The organism is Citrobacter sp. RHBSTW-00029 (assembly GCF_014104295.1).
In the GTDB taxonomy this organism is placed as follows: domain Bacteria; phylum Pseudomonadota; class Gammaproteobacteria; order Enterobacterales; family Enterobacteriaceae; genus Citrobacter; species Citrobacter youngae.
In genome coordinates, this window is sequence record NZ_JABXRT010000001.1 from 4,289,908 (window position 1) to 4,302,586 (window position 12,679).

A 12,679-nucleotide genomic window follows, 5' to 3' on the forward strand; every position below is an offset into this window, starting at 1 on the left:
GAAATGACTGGGCATGATACTGAATGTGGGTTCAGTCTGCCAACAGTTTGCTGATTAAAGCGTCATGACGCTGCTTTTGGCGGCTCATGCGCAGACGTTCGGCGCGAATGATGGTTTTCAAATCGCCCAGGGCGGTATCGAAATCATCGTTCACAATAAGATAATCATATTCGGCGTAATGGCTCATTTCTGCAACAGCTTGCGCCATACGTTTCGCGATCACGTCTTCGCTATCCTGACCGCGGCCACGCAGACGGCGGTCCAGCTCAATCTTAGACGGTGGCAAAATAAAAATACTGCGCGCATGCGGCATTTTTTCACGAATTTGCTGCGCACCTTGCCAGTCGATATCTAAAAAGACGTCTACGCCGGATGCCAATACTTGCTCAATGGTTTCACGTGAGGTGCCGTAGTAATTACCGAAAACCTCCGCGTGTTCCAGGAACGCGTCTCTGCCAATCATGGTTCTGAATTCATCATGGTTCACAAAGAAATAGTGTTCACCGTGCACTTCCCCTGGGCGCGGCGCGCGCGTGGTGTGCGAAACAGAAACCTGGGTGTCATACAACGGTTGGGTCTTTAATAAAGCCTGAATCAGGCTGGATTTACCCGCGCCACTGGGGGCAGAAACAATATAAAGCGTGCCTTGAGCCATGAGTATCTTAATGTATGTGATTGTCGAAAGAGAGCCTACATACGGGCTTATTATACACGTAGCCGCTTTGCTACGTAGCCTTTGTCACACTTTTTGCGCATGTTTATTGCGTTTTGCGTACCAGTTTCCTGTTTTATCGATGATTTGCAGCAATATGTGCAAATGTCAGGAATGCTGCCCGCAGAGTGAATATTTGCCGCTCTGCTTCCCTTTCACTTCGCGCTATATCTGCCGGGAAATGCAGTGTTCAGCGGAGGTAGCATGGGATCATGGAAATGCATAGGGCTGGTTTTGCTGGTCTGGAATTTACCTGTATGGGCGGTTTGCCCCGTCTGGTCGCCTGCCCGGGCAAACGAGGAAATTTCACGACTACAGCAGCAGATAACACAGTGGAATGACAGCTACTGGAAACAGGGTGAAAGTACCGTAGACGACGGCGTTTATGACCAGCTCAATGCACAACTCATCCAATGGCAACGTTGTTTTGGCGATGAAGCCCCACCCGATCTGTCTGCGCCCCCAATAAGTGGCACAGTCTCGCACCCTGTTCCCCACACGGGAGTTCGAAAACTTGCCGATAAGCAGGCGCTCCAACAATGGATGCAGGCCCACAGCGATCTCTGGGTACAGCCGAAGGTGGATGGCGTGGCGGTGACGCTGGTTTATCGCAATGGCAATTTGGTCCGGGCGATTAGCCGTGGTAACGGCCTGAAAGGTGAAGACTGGACGCAAAAGGTTCTTCAGATCCCTTCCGTACCACATTCCACCAAGGGGAATCTCGCTAACAGTACGTTGCAGGGTGAGATTTTTTTGCAGCAAGAGGGGCATATCCAGAAGCAGAGAGGGGGAATGAACGCCCGCTCGAAGGTTGCTGGATTGATGATGCGCCAGAGCAATCCGGAATTATTAGGCTCGCTGGCTATTTTTATCTGGGCCTGGCCCAATGGTCCGGCGGTCATGTCGGAAAGGCTGGAGCAGCTCACTGCTGCCGGGTTCAGTTCCACGCAACATTTTACCAAGGCCGTGAAGAGTGCGGATGACGTAGAGCAAGTGCGAGCAAAGTGGTGGACTTCAGCATTACCTTTTGTCACTGATGGCGTGGTCGTGCGAACAGGAAAAGAGCCGCAGGCGCGATACTGGCTACCCGGACAGGGAGACTGGCTGGCAGCGTGGAAATATCCTCCCGTGGCCAGGGTGTCTGAGGTGACGGGTATTCAGTTCTCTGTTGGCAAAAGCGGAAAAATTGCGGTGGTTGCATTGCTGACTCCCGTCATGCTGGATGATAAACGCGTACAGCGCGTCAATATTGGCTCCGTTCGACGCTGGAATGAATGGGATATCGCGCCTGGCGATCAGATTCTGGTGAGCCTGGCTGGACAAGGGATCCCCCGTATAGATGAAGTGGTCTGGCGCAGTACCCAGCGTATTAAGCCAGTGCCACCTGAGGGGCGCTTCAATTCATTAACCTGTTTTTATGCCACAGCGGAGTGCCAGGAACAGTTTGTTGCCAGACTGGTCTGGCTGGGAGCCAAAGAGGTACTGGGGCTGGAGGGCATCGGCGAGGCGGGATGGCGGGAGCTCCACCAGGCGTATCGCTTTGAGCATATCTTTTCCTGGCTCGGGCTAACTCAGGAACAACTACAGTCCACATTTGGTGTAAGCAAAGGGGAGAAGTTATGGCATCAATTCAACCTGTCACGCGATCTTCCGTTCACGCGCTGGGTGATTGCCATGGGAATACCGTTAACACAGGCAACGCTGAATGCCAGCCGGGATGGTTCGTGGCAGCAATTGCAAGAACGCGATGAACAAAGCTGGCGGCAGCTTCCTTTCATGGGGGAGCGGCGGGCTCGGCAGGTGATGCAGTGGCTGGAGGAGCGAGAGGTCACAGTGCTGAGCAACTGGTTAGCTGCTCAGCGGATCACGGGCTTTATGCCTTAATGCCCTTCATGGCGATAGTAAAATACCGGCAGTCCTAACTTCAGGCGCAGTGCCAGTAAACGTGCTGTAAAGCCGAAAAGCAGGGTGGAGATAACTACGACATCGTGGCTGGAGACATAATGCTGTAGCACGATGTACAGCACGGCAGCGGCAAATGATACGCCGGCATACAATTCTTTCTGGAACACCAGCGGGATGCGTTTGCAGAACATATCGCGTAATACACCGCCAAAGACACCAGTGGTAACCGCAGCGACCACGGCAATAATTGGCCCGTGTCCCATATCCAGCGCCACCTGAGCGCCAATAATAGAAAAGACCACCAGGCCCAGCGCATCCAGTACGAGGAATATTTTACGCAGATAGGGCATGACGGGGGCAATAATGGTGGTCAGTACCGCAGCAGTGGCTACGATAATGACGTATTCAGGGTGCTTTACCCAGCCGAGCGGATAATGCCCGAGAAGAATATCGCGTACCGAACCACCGCCAATGGCCGTCGCGGTAGCAATAATAATGACGCCAAATGTATCCATACGACGACGCCCAGCCGCAAGCGCACCGGTCATGGCTTCGGCAGTAATACCAATTAAATATAAAACGTGTAACAGCATGTCTTCCCCCTGATTTGCTGGGGGCTAAGGTTAACGATTTGTGCGCATTGTCACGATTGAGATTTTCTAAGGTGAAGTGATTTTAATAACTACAGCTAATGCGAAATTGTTGTAAACACGTTATGGCATGCGCTTTGTGATATGAGTGGTGACAATAAATGATGAGAAAATATAATTCTGGTCGCATAGATGAGAACTAATAGCGTCGGGAAAAGCACGTAGCGCCGCCGTTTATTGACGGGCTACGTGAGATGGTGACTTACTCGATGTTCTGGATCTGCTCGCGCATTTGCTCGATCAATACCTTCAGCTCAATCGCGGAATTCGTCACTTCGGCATTGATAGACTTCGATGCCAGAGTATTCGACTCACGGTTGAATTCCTGCATCATGAAGTCCAGACGACGGCCAACCGCCTCTTTTTTCTTCAGAATGTTGTAGGTTTCTTTGACGTGAGCTTCCAGGCGATCCAGTTCTTCAGCCACGTCGATACGCTGTGCCATCAGCACCAGTTCTTGCTCAAGGCGGTTATTTTCCAGCTGCACCTGAGCATCTTCCAGTTTGGCTACCAGACGCTCGCGCTGCCATTGCAGGATTTCCGGCATATGCGCACGTACCTTCGTCACTTCGGCGCTGACGCCTTCCAGACGCTGCTCGATCAGCGCTTTCAGCGCCTGACCTTCAGTTTCACGTGCGACGATGAAGTCATCCAGCGTACCGTCAAGTGCGGCGAGGATTTCGGCGGCAATGGCGTCCAGATCCTGCTCCTGGGCAGCCATTACACCTGGCCAGCGCAAGATATCAACCGGGTTGATTTCACCTTCATCGCTCTGCATTTTGACCCAGTTAGCAGCGCTAACGAGCTGTTTAGCGAGCTTTTCATTCAAAATCAGCTCGCCCTGGGCGCTGGCATCAGGCTCAAAACGCAGCGTACATTCGACTTTACCGCGCGTCAGACGCGTGCGAATACGCTCGCGAACAACGGGTTCAAGACTACGGAACTGCTCCGGCAGGCGAAAATAAGTTTCCAGATAACGCTGGTTTACCGAGCGCATTTCCCAGGTAGCGCTACCCCATTCACCCTTGATTTCACGCCGGGCGTAAGCGGTCATGCTGCGGATCATAGACGTTCCTGTTTTTAAAGATGAGATGGGAGGATTATAGCCATCCACGTCTTGTCAGGATAGGAATAACAGTCGGAAGTCCGTATAATGCGCAGCCACATTCGTTTCAAGCCGGAGATTTTATCATGCGTCCAGCAGGTCGTAGTGCCAATCAGGTGCGTCCCGTCACCCTGACCCGTAATTATACAAAACACGCTGAAGGCTCCGTGCTGGTCGAATTTGGTGATACCAAAGTGCTGTGTACCGCCTCGATTGATGAAGGCGTACCGCGTTTTCTGAAAGGTCAGGGCCAGGGCTGGATCACCGCAGAATATGGCATGCTGCCACGCGCCACACACACCCGTAACGCCCGTGAAGCGGCGAAAGGTAAGCAGGGCGGTCGTACCATGGAAATCCAGCGTCTTATCGCTCGTGCGCTGCGCGCTGCCGTTGACCTGAAGACGCTAGGCGAGTTCACCATTACGCTGGACTGCGATGTTATCCAGGCAGATGGCGGGACGCGCACCGCATCAATTACCGGCGCATGCGTTGCGTTGGCGGATGCGCTGAACAAGCTGGTCGCGAGCGGTAAACTGAAAACTAACCCGATGAAAGGGATGGTCGCCGCGGTTTCCGTGGGCATTGTGAATGGTGAAGCACTCTGTGACCTTGAGTACGTTGAAGACTCTGCTGCAGAAACCGATATGAACGTAGTGATGACTGAAGACGGTCGCATTATAGAGGTTCAGGGCACAGCGGAAGGTGAGCCATTCAGCCATGAAGAACTTCTCACCCTACTGGCGTTGGCCCGAGGGGGAATCGAATCCATTGTAGCGACGCAGAAGGCGGCGTTAGAAAATTGATTTTAAAGGCGACTGATGAGTCGCCTTTTTTTTGTCTGTAATAAAGTGAGATGAGGAGCGAATCCATGAAACCGTATCAGCACCAGTTTATTGAGTTTGCGCTTAGCAAGCAGGTACTAAAGTTTGGCGAGTTTACGCTGAAATCCGGGCGTAAAAGCCCCTATTTCTTCAACGCCGGACTGTTTAATACCGGGCGCGACCTGGCTCTGTTAGGCCGTTTTTACGCCGAAGCGCTGGTGGATTCCGGTATTGAGTTCGATTTGCTGTTTGGCCCAGCGTACAAAGGTATTCCGATTGCGACTACAACGGCCGTTGCGCTGGCTGAACACCACGATAAAGATTTGCCGTACTGCTTTAACCGTAAAGAGGCGAAGACCCACGGTGAAGGTGGCAATCTGGTCGGTAGCGCACTTGAGGGGCGTGTCATGCTGGTGGATGACGTGATCACTGCCGGTACTGCGATTCGTGAATCCATGGAGATAATCCAGGCAAATGGCGCGACGTTGGCAGGGGTACTCATTTCTCTCGATCGTCAGGAACGCGGTCGCGGCGAGATTTCAGCGATTCAGGAAGTGGAACGCGATTATGGTTGCAAGGTGATTTCTATCATTACCCTGAAAGATCTGATTGCTTATCTGGAAGAAAAACCTGAAATGGCAGAACACCTGGCCGCAGTACGGGCGTATCGCGAAGAGTTTGGGGTATAAGAACTGCCGGATGGCGCTGCGCTTATCCGGCCTACGCACTTACCGGGCCTACGGCTTACGGCTTACGTAGGCCGGATAAAACGAAGTCGTTACTGCAGCTGTGCGGCAACCAACGGCCAGCGGGTGTCAAAGTCATCCGTTGGACGGTATTTAAATTCGCTGCGCACGAAACGAGATAACATACCTTCACAGAAAGCCAGTAACTGACTTGCCAGAAGCGTTTCATCTACGGCGTAACCTTCGCCTTCACGCATTCTTTTTTCTCGCAGAACCTGGCGCAACTGTGCCTCAATACGTTCAAAAAGCTGGTTAATACGGCCTTGCAGACGATCCTGTTCAAACATGAGCGCATGCCCGGTCAGAATGCGCGTAAGACCGGGGTTACGTTCACCGAACCCTAAAATCAGCAGAACGATCAGACGCAGACGTGCGCCGGTGTCCTTTTCATCTTTTAAGATCAGATTGATACGGGTAATCAGACTATCTTCGATAAACTCAATCAGGCTATCGAACATGCGGGTCTTGCTGGGAAAATGGCGATACAATGCCGCTTCGGAAACGCCCACAGAGGCTGCCAGTTTTGCTGTCGTGATACGCTGGCTTCCATCACTGGATTCCAGCATCAGCGCCAGCGACTGAAGTATTTCTTCGCGACGATTCCTTTTCGCAGTTTGCTTTTCTACCATGTTACAAAATACCCCTGAAAATAAGCTCTTGCCAGGCAGGCATCCACACAGCGACCGCAAACTGTTGTTTGCGGTGTGTTATTGCGTTATTACGCTATGGGATACTTTTCTACGGGTTACTTGCGCCCGGAATGGCCGAAGCCACCTTCGCCACGATCGGTGGCTTCAAACTCTTCCACCAGATTAAATTCAGCCTGCACGACCGGTACAAATACCATCTGCGCGATACGTTCGCCCGGCTCAATAGTGAAGCTGTCCTGACCACGGTTCCAGATGGACACCATCAGTTGGCCCTGGTAGTCGGAATCAATCAAACCAACCAGATTGCCCAGCACGATACCGTGCTTATGGCCCAATCCGGAGCGCGGGAGCATCACCGCTGCCAGAGAAGGATCGGCAATGTGGATAGCTAACCCGGTTGGCACCAGCGTTGTTGCGCCCGGTGCCAGTTCTACGGCGTCATCAAGACAAGCACGCAGGTCAAGTCCGGCAGAACCAGAAGTGGCGTACGTCGGGAGCGGAAATTGTTGCCCTACGCGCGGGTCCAGAATCTTAACGTCGATTTTTTTCATCATAACGGGTCACGATCTCGTCGAGTAATAATTGGCCCAGGAGTTCTTTACGCTCAAGCGGTAAGACTTTGTCTCCATCCTGCCAAAAAAGGTGTAATGCGTTGCTATCGCTGTTAAACCCTTGAGTTGACAGCGAAACGTCGTTCGCACAGATCACATCAAGGTTTTTGCGGATGCGTTTTTGCCGGGCATATTCTTCCACATTATTTGTTTCGGCGGCAAACCCAACGACAAAAGGACGGTTAGCATCCAGTGCGGCAACACCGGCGATAATGTCCGGGTTTTTGACCATTTTTACTGTTAATTCATCACCCTGCGTCGCTTGTTTTTTTATTTTTTCGTGGGCGACAGTTTCAGCGCGATAATCAGCGACTGCAGCGCAGCCGATAAAAATATGCTGTTGTTGCACTGCAGACTGCACAGCGGCTTCCATTTCCAACGCGGTCATCACATCAACGCGCTGGACAAATGGCGGTGTGGGTAACGAAACCGGCCCCGACACCAGCGTGACGTTTGCCCCGCGTTTTGCGGCAGCGGCCGCGATAGCAAATCCCATTTTCCCGGAGCTGTGGTTGGAAATATACCGCACGGGATCAAGCGGTTCACGCGTCGGGCCTGCCGTAATCATGATATTGAGATGTTGCAGATCTTTGACAGGTGAAAAATGTTCTGCCGCCATATCCACAATCGTTAACGGATCCAGCATACGTCCAGGACCGACATCGCCACATGCCTGGCTACCGCTGTCTGGGCCCCAAATGAGCAAACCGCGTGAGGCAAGAATACCCAGATTGTGCTGGGTCGCGGCTGCGCGATACATTTGCTGGTTCATGGCTGGCAGTACAGCAACAGAAGCAGGCGTTGCCAGACAGATCGTTGACACCAGGTCGTTGGCCATACCTGCGGCGACACGAGCAATCAGGTCTGCTGTAGCGGGCGCCAGGATGACCAAATCGGCCCATTTTCCCAGCTCAATGTGGCCCATCGCAGCTTCGGCCGCGGGATCAAGCAGGCTGTCGGAAACGGGATAACCTGAAACTGCCTGTAAACTCAGGGGAGTAATAAATGCTTTTGCCGCTTCGGTCATCGCCACGCGGACGTCAGCGCCGCGTTCCCGTAAACGACGCACCAGCTCAGGGGTTTTGTACGCAGCAATACCGCCACTGACGCCAAGTACGATTTTTTTACCGGCCAGGCTCATCATGATCTTTCCTGTTGGGTTTCACCAGAAGGCGGATATTTTATCACAATCCGCAATTTGTCGTGCTTTTGACAGCCTTCTACTTTGCGAGGCGCTACGAAGAAGTGAAAACAGCGCGTCGATTCACCGTCGGTGTTATGCCACTATGCGGACGCGGAAGGAGGGAGAAACATGGAAAATACAGGAAGTATGATGCCCCGGGAAAAGCTATTGGCGCAGGGGGCCAGTTCGCTGACCGATGTTGAGTTACTGGCGCTTTTTTTACGTACCGGCATTCAGGGTAAAGATGTGCTTACGCTGGCGAAAGAGATGCTTCAGCATTTTGAGTCGTTGTATGGCTTGTTGTCTGCTGATTACATGGATTTTAGCTATGTTCCGGGAATCGGTATCGCGAAGTATGCACAGTTGAAGGGTATTGCGGAGCTGGCAAGACGCTACTACAACGTGCGAGTGATAGAGGAGCGTGCTCTACTTAGCCCGGAAATGGCGCGTGAATTTCTGCAAAGCCAGCTCTCGCAAGAGGAACGAGAGATCTTTCTGGTGATCTTTATGGATTCTCAACATCAAGTGATTAAACACAGCAAACTTTTTTCCGGGACACTAAGCCACGTCGAGGTACATCCGCGAGAAATTGTCCGCGAAGCGATAAAAATGAATGCTTCCGCCGTGATCCTTGCGCATAATCACCCTTCGGGGTGTGCAGAGCCGAGTAAAGCAGATAAACTCATCACCGAGCGTGTTGTGAAATGCTGTCAGTTCATGGATATCCGGGTGCTTGATCATCTGGTCATTGGGCGCGGAGAGTACGTTTCTTTTGCGGAACGCGGTTGGATTTAACGCACTTTACGCGATCCATCGGGATCTTTGTCTGTTCGGGACTTGAGCATAACGCCGGGTCAGCGTATACTACGCCACCTTTGAGAATCTCGGGTTTGGCATTTGGGCCTGGCAATCGAGAGTTCACTTAGAACTATGCGATGACCGGGCTGTAAAGCCTGACGAGGCGCCGATACCCCATACGAAGCTCGAGCTAATTTGATTTTTGGAGAATAGACATGTCCCGAGTCTGCCAAGTTACTGGCAAGCGTCCGGTGACCGGTAACAACCGTTCCCACGCACTGAACGCGACTAAACGCCGTTTCCTGCCGAACCTGCACTCTCACCGTTTCTGGGTTGAGAGCGAGAAGCGTTTTGTCACCCTGCGCGTATCTGCTAAAGGTATGCGTGTAATCGATAAGAAAGGCATCGATACAGTTCTGTCTGAACTGCGTGCCCGTGGCGAAAAGTACTAAGTACTTAAAGAGGAAATAAATCATGGCTAAAGGTATTCGCGAGAAAATCAAGCTGGTTTCTTCTGCTGGTACAGGTCACTTCTACACCACCACGAAGAACAAACGTACTAAGCCGGAAAAACTGGAACTGAAAAAATTCGATCCAGTTGTACGCCAGCACGTACTGTACAAAGAAGCGAAAATCAAATAATTTTCGTTTTGATGTAAAGAAAAACCCTGCCTCGGCGGGGTTTTTTGTTTTCTGGCCGTCCCCATATTAATGAGACCTGATACAGCGCCGGAGATGCTATGCCTGAATTACCTGAAGTCGAAACCAGTCGCCGTGGTATTGAGCCGCATCTGGTAGGGGCGAAGATTTTACACGCCACTGTGCGTAATGGTCGTTTGCGCTGGCCGGTATCCGAGGAAATCTATCGCCTGAGCGATAAACCTGTCCTGAGCGTACAGCGCCGTGCGAAATACCTGCTGCTGGAGCTGACGGATGGCTGGATTATCATTCATCTGGGGATGTCGGGTAGTCTGCGTATTCTTCCTGAAGAACTTCCCGCAGAAAAGCATGATCACGTCGACTTAGTGATGAGTAATGGCAAAGTTCTGCGGTATACCGATCCTCGGCGTTTTGGCGCCTGGCTGTGGACAAAAGAACTGGATGGACATAATGTGCTCGCTCATCTTGGCCCAGAGCCGCTGAGCGACGATTTCAACACTGCTTATCTCCAGCAGAAATGCGCAAAGAAGAAAACGGCGATAAAACCCTGGCTGATGGATAACAAGCTGGTGGTGGGGGTGGGAAATATCTACGCCAGTGAGTCTCTCTTTGCGGCTGGCATTCATCCTGACCGCCTGGCATCATCGCTGTCGAAAGATGAGTGTGAGCTGCTGGTACGCGTTATTAAGGCTGTATTGCTGCGCTCTATCGAGCAGGGTGGAACGACGCTGAAGGATTTTCTGCAAAGTGACGGTAAGCCAGGCTATTTTGCTCAGGAGCTGCAGGTCTATGGGAGAGAAGGCGAACCCTGTCGCGTATGCGGAGCGTCAGTCATTGCGACAAAACACGCTCAGCGTACAACGTTCTACTGCCGTCGCTGTCAGAAATAATATTCATTGCAGGCCGGATAAACCTTGTCGGCTTACCCGGCTAAATGCGCTACTTCAACTTATCCATTAGCGCCTGGTGAACATTTTTCGGCAGGAAGTGGGTCACGTCACCCTGGTGGCGGGCGACTTCTTTAACCAGCGATGATGAAATAAACGACCACTCTTTAGATGGCATCAAAAAGACGCTTTCCAGTTGAGGCATTAAGTGGCGGTTCATGTGCGCCAACTGCATTTCATACTCAAAATCAGCCACGGCACGCAGGCCACGAATCAGAATATTAGCCTGATTATCGCGGGCAAAGTTTGCCATTAAATCGCTAAATCCCATGACTTCTATATTACCCAGATGCGCCGTTGCCTGCTGTGCCAGCTGAACGCGTTCTTCCAGCGTGAACATCGGTTTTTTACTGGGGCTTGCGGCAATTGCCAGGATCACGTGATCAAACATGCTCGTCGCACGTGTCACGATATCAAGATGGCCGTTAGTTATGGGATCGAAGGTTCCTGGATAAATCGCCCGTTTTTGCATGACAGCCCTCAATGCGTTTTGGGTGGCAGGTAAGGTTCCAGCAGCTGCAGCAGACGCTGTAGCGCGCCCTGATTTTGGTACAGTACTTCAACAGCATGGCGACCATAAAAATTACGATAATCTTCATCGGTCAGAAGGGACGAAACCTCTTTCACCAGCGTGGTGACGTCAGTGACGGTGATCAACCCACTTGCCTGTTCCAGTCGGGCGCAAATGTCTTTGAAGTTAAAGGTATGCGGGCCCATCAATACGGGAATGGCATGTGCCGCTGCTTCCAGTGGGTTGTGTCCACCACGCTCAACCAGAGAGCCACCGACAAAAGCAAGATCGGCAATTCCGTACAGTAGCATCAGCTCACCCATCGTGTCGCCAATAACCACCTGGGTACTTGAGGACGGCACTTCGCCTGAAGAACGTGTGGTAAAGCTTAGACCAGCCTGGCGTACGAGGTTAATGGCATCCGGGAAGCGCTCAGGGTGTCTGGGAACCAGAATCAATAAAAGATTCGGGAACTGGTGTAACAGCGCCTGATGAGCAGCGATGATGATGCTTTCTTCCCCGTCATGCGTGCTGGTCGCAATCCATACCGGGCGATGCGGTGCCCACTGGCGTCGCAACGTAACTGCTTTAGCGGCCAGCTGTGGGGTGACAGAAATATCAAACTTCAGGCTACCGGTGACGGTGACCTGATTGCTTTTGGCACCCAATGTAATGAAGCGAGCGCCATCCTCTTCGTTTTGCGCAGCAATCAGCGTAATGCGGCGTAATAGCCTGCTAACAAATTTTCCTAATTTAGCGTAGCCAGCGGCTGAACGAGCGGAAAGGCGCGCGTTGGCGATGACCAGCGGGATATGGCGCTTATGCAGTGCAGCGATCAGATTTGGCCAGAGCTCGGTTTCCATAATTAACACCAGTTTGGGGTCAACTTTATTCAGGAAACGGTTCAACGCATCCGGTAAATCATAGGGAAGATAAATATGTTGAACGTCTGTGCCAAAAGCAGATTGCACGCGCTCTGAACCGGTTGGCGTCATGGTGGTTACCGTGATCGGCAAATCCGGGTAACGATGTCGCAGAGCGCGGACTAATGGGATTGCTGCCAGCGTTTCACCCACGGAAACTGAATGGAGCATGATACCGCCTGGTTTCAGTGGGCGGCGATAAAAACCGTAGCGTTCACCCCAGCGTTTACGGTACGCCGGAGCTTTACGTCCGCGCACCCAAAGCCGTATCCAGATCAAAGGCTGAATAAGGTAGAAAAGGGCGGTGTAAAGCAATTCTAGCATAATAGTAGCTGGCTTATGGATGTGCTGGGGATTCTATGTATTTAACTATGGCTTTACCATCATTTTTGCTGATTTTTTGAGGAAACTGTACGGATCACGAGAAAGGGGGCCTGAGTTGTGTTGTCCCGCTTGG

At 51.9% G+C, this 12,679-nt stretch carries 15 protein-coding genes; 7 read left to right on the top strand and 8 right to left on the bottom strand.

All coding sequences use genetic code 11. From position 1 onward, the window contains the following. Nucleotides 1-31: 31 nt before the first annotated feature. Nucleotides 32-655, bottom strand: coding sequence for a guanylate kinase (gene gmk / locus HV041_RS20735; protein WP_003024042.1), 624 nt, complete (start codon nucleotides 653-655; stop codon nucleotides 32-34). A 261-nt stretch (nucleotides 656-916) separates the two neighbouring features. On the opposite strand from gmk, the gene ligB reads away from it, so the two are divergent. Continuing rightward, nucleotides 917-2,596 (top strand): NAD-dependent DNA ligase LigB, encoded by a 1,680-nt coding sequence (gene ligB, locus HV041_RS20740; protein ID WP_121585211.1) that lies wholly within the window; start codon nucleotides 917-919, stop codon nucleotides 2,594-2,596. On the opposite strand, the gene HV041_RS20745 is transcribed toward ligB, so the two are convergent. Then, nucleotides 2,593-3,210, bottom strand: a complete 618-nt coding sequence (locus HV041_RS20745; protein WP_003024049.1) for a trimeric intracellular cation channel family protein — start codon at nucleotides 3,208-3,210, stop codon at nucleotides 2,593-2,595. The genes ligB and HV041_RS20745 overlap by 4 nt on opposite strands. A gap of 259 nt (nucleotides 3,211-3,469) precedes the next feature. Beyond that, nucleotides 3,470-4,333: a YicC/YloC family endoribonuclease gene (locus HV041_RS20750; RefSeq protein ID WP_003024052.1), complete on the bottom strand. Its 864-nt coding sequence runs from the start codon at nucleotides 4,331-4,333 to the stop codon at nucleotides 3,470-3,472. Nucleotides 4,334-4,458: 125 nt separating this feature from the next. Here HV041_RS20750 and rph point away from each other — a divergent pair, with 125 nt between their 5' ends. Both rph and pyrE read left to right on the top strand, forming a co-directional pair. Beyond that, on the top strand, nucleotides 4,459-5,175 hold the full coding sequence (rph, locus tag HV041_RS20755; RefSeq protein WP_003024054.1) for a ribonuclease PH: 717 nt from the start codon (nucleotides 4,459-4,461) through the stop codon (nucleotides 5,173-5,175). A 65-nt stretch (nucleotides 5,176-5,240) separates the two neighbouring features. Next, entirely contained in the window at nucleotides 5,241-5,882 is a 642-nt protein-coding gene (pyrE, locus tag HV041_RS20760) for an orotate phosphoribosyltransferase (RefSeq protein WP_048213723.1), read from the top strand. Nucleotides 5,883-5,971: 89 nt separating this feature from the next. Here the strand turns inward: pyrE and slmA are convergent, their stop codons facing one another. The 3 genes from slmA to coaBC form a co-directional block, all read right to left on the bottom strand. Beyond that, nucleotides 5,972-6,568, bottom strand: coding sequence for a nucleoid occlusion factor SlmA (gene slmA, locus HV041_RS20765; RefSeq protein ID WP_048213722.1), 597 nt, complete (start codon nucleotides 6,566-6,568; stop codon nucleotides 5,972-5,974). A 116-nt stretch (nucleotides 6,569-6,684) separates the two neighbouring features. Continuing rightward, nucleotides 6,685-7,143 carry a dUTP diphosphatase gene (gene dut / locus HV041_RS20770; protein ID WP_006687626.1) on the bottom strand — a complete coding sequence of 153 codons (459 nt, stop codon included), beginning with the start codon at nucleotides 7,141-7,143 and terminating at the stop codon, nucleotides 6,685-6,687. After that, a complete protein-coding gene (gene coaBC / locus HV041_RS20775) occupies nucleotides 7,121-8,341 on the bottom strand; it encodes a bifunctional phosphopantothenoylcysteine decarboxylase/phosphopantothenate--cysteine ligase CoaBC (protein WP_121585515.1) in 1,221 nt (406 codons plus the stop codon). The genes dut and coaBC overlap by 23 nt, the downstream gene beginning before the upstream one ends. 171 nt (nucleotides 8,342-8,512) lie before the next feature. Here coaBC and radC point away from each other — a divergent pair, with 171 nt between their 5' ends. The 4 genes from radC (at nucleotide 8,513) to mutM (ending at nucleotide 10,731) form a co-directional block, all read left to right on the top strand. Then, complete coding sequence (gene radC, locus HV041_RS20780; protein WP_086523495.1) at nucleotides 8,513-9,178, top strand: DNA repair protein RadC; 666 nt, start codon at nucleotides 8,513-8,515, stop codon at nucleotides 9,176-9,178. A 218-nt stretch (nucleotides 9,179-9,396) separates the two neighbouring features. Further along, complete coding sequence (rpmB, locus tag HV041_RS20785) at nucleotides 9,397-9,633, top strand: 50S ribosomal protein L28 (protein WP_002436699.1); 237 nt, start codon at nucleotides 9,397-9,399, stop codon at nucleotides 9,631-9,633. A gap of 22 nt (nucleotides 9,634-9,655) precedes the next feature. Continuing rightward, complete coding sequence (rpmG, locus tag HV041_RS20790; RefSeq protein WP_003024094.1) at nucleotides 9,656-9,823, top strand: 50S ribosomal protein L33; 168 nt, start codon at nucleotides 9,656-9,658, stop codon at nucleotides 9,821-9,823. A 98-nt stretch (nucleotides 9,824-9,921) separates the two neighbouring features. Beyond that, complete coding sequence (gene mutM, locus HV041_RS20795; protein ID WP_061066832.1) at nucleotides 9,922-10,731, top strand: bifunctional DNA-formamidopyrimidine glycosylase/DNA-(apurinic or apyrimidinic site) lyase; 810 nt, start codon at nucleotides 9,922-9,924, stop codon at nucleotides 10,729-10,731. Between the two features lie 49 nt (nucleotides 10,732-10,780). On the opposite strand, the gene coaD is transcribed toward mutM, so the two are convergent. Continuing rightward, complete coding sequence (gene coaD, locus HV041_RS20800; protein ID WP_048213718.1) at nucleotides 10,781-11,260, bottom strand: pantetheine-phosphate adenylyltransferase; 480 nt, start codon at nucleotides 11,258-11,260, stop codon at nucleotides 10,781-10,783. A gap of 8 nt (nucleotides 11,261-11,268) precedes the next feature. Next, on the bottom strand, nucleotides 11,269-12,546 hold the full coding sequence (gene waaA / locus HV041_RS20805) for a lipid IV(A) 3-deoxy-D-manno-octulosonic acid transferase (protein WP_048213717.1): 1,278 nt from the start codon (nucleotides 12,544-12,546) through the stop codon (nucleotides 11,269-11,271). Nucleotides 12,547-12,679: the final 133 nt, after the last annotated feature.

Bases quoted from the DNA above. Each gene is read 5' to 3' on its own strand.
- gmk (WP_003024042.1), bottom strand. From the start codon at position 655: ATGGCTCAAGGCACGCTTTATATTGTTTCTGCCCCCAGTGGCGCGGGT.
- ligB (WP_121585211.1), top strand. From the start codon at position 917: ATGGGATCATGGAAATGCATAGGGCTGGTTTTGCTGGTCTGGAATTTA.
- HV041_RS20745 (WP_003024049.1), bottom strand. From the start codon at position 3,210: ATGCTGTTACACGTTTTATATTTAATTGGTATTACTGCCGAAGCCATG.
- HV041_RS20750 (WP_003024052.1), bottom strand. From the start codon at position 4,333: ATGATCCGCAGCATGACCGCTTACGCCCGGCGTGAAATCAAGGGTGAA.
- rph (WP_003024054.1), top strand. From the start codon at position 4,459: ATGCGTCCAGCAGGTCGTAGTGCCAATCAGGTGCGTCCCGTCACCCTG.
- pyrE (WP_048213723.1), top strand. From the start codon at position 5,241: ATGAAACCGTATCAGCACCAGTTTATTGAGTTTGCGCTTAGCAAGCAG.
- slmA (WP_048213722.1), bottom strand. From the start codon at position 6,568: ATGGTAGAAAAGCAAACTGCGAAAAGGAATCGTCGCGAAGAAATACTT.
- dut (WP_006687626.1), bottom strand. From the start codon at position 7,143: ATGATGAAAAAAATCGACGTTAAGATTCTGGACCCGCGCGTAGGGCAA.
- coaBC (WP_121585515.1), bottom strand. From the start codon at position 8,341: ATGAGCCTGGCCGGTAAAAAAATCGTACTTGGCGTCAGTGGCGGTATT.
- radC (WP_086523495.1), top strand. From the start codon at position 8,513: ATGGAAAATACAGGAAGTATGATGCCCCGGGAAAAGCTATTGGCGCAG.
- rpmB (WP_002436699.1), top strand. From the start codon at position 9,397: ATGTCCCGAGTCTGCCAAGTTACTGGCAAGCGTCCGGTGACCGGTAAC.
- rpmG (WP_003024094.1), top strand. From the start codon at position 9,656: ATGGCTAAAGGTATTCGCGAGAAAATCAAGCTGGTTTCTTCTGCTGGT.
- mutM (WP_061066832.1), top strand. From the start codon at position 9,922: ATGCCTGAATTACCTGAAGTCGAAACCAGTCGCCGTGGTATTGAGCCG.
- coaD (WP_048213718.1), bottom strand. From the start codon at position 11,260: ATGCAAAAACGGGCGATTTATCCAGGAACCTTCGATCCCATAACTAAC.
- waaA (WP_048213717.1), bottom strand. From the start codon at position 12,546: ATGCTAGAATTGCTTTACACCGCCCTTTTCTACCTTATTCAGCCTTTG.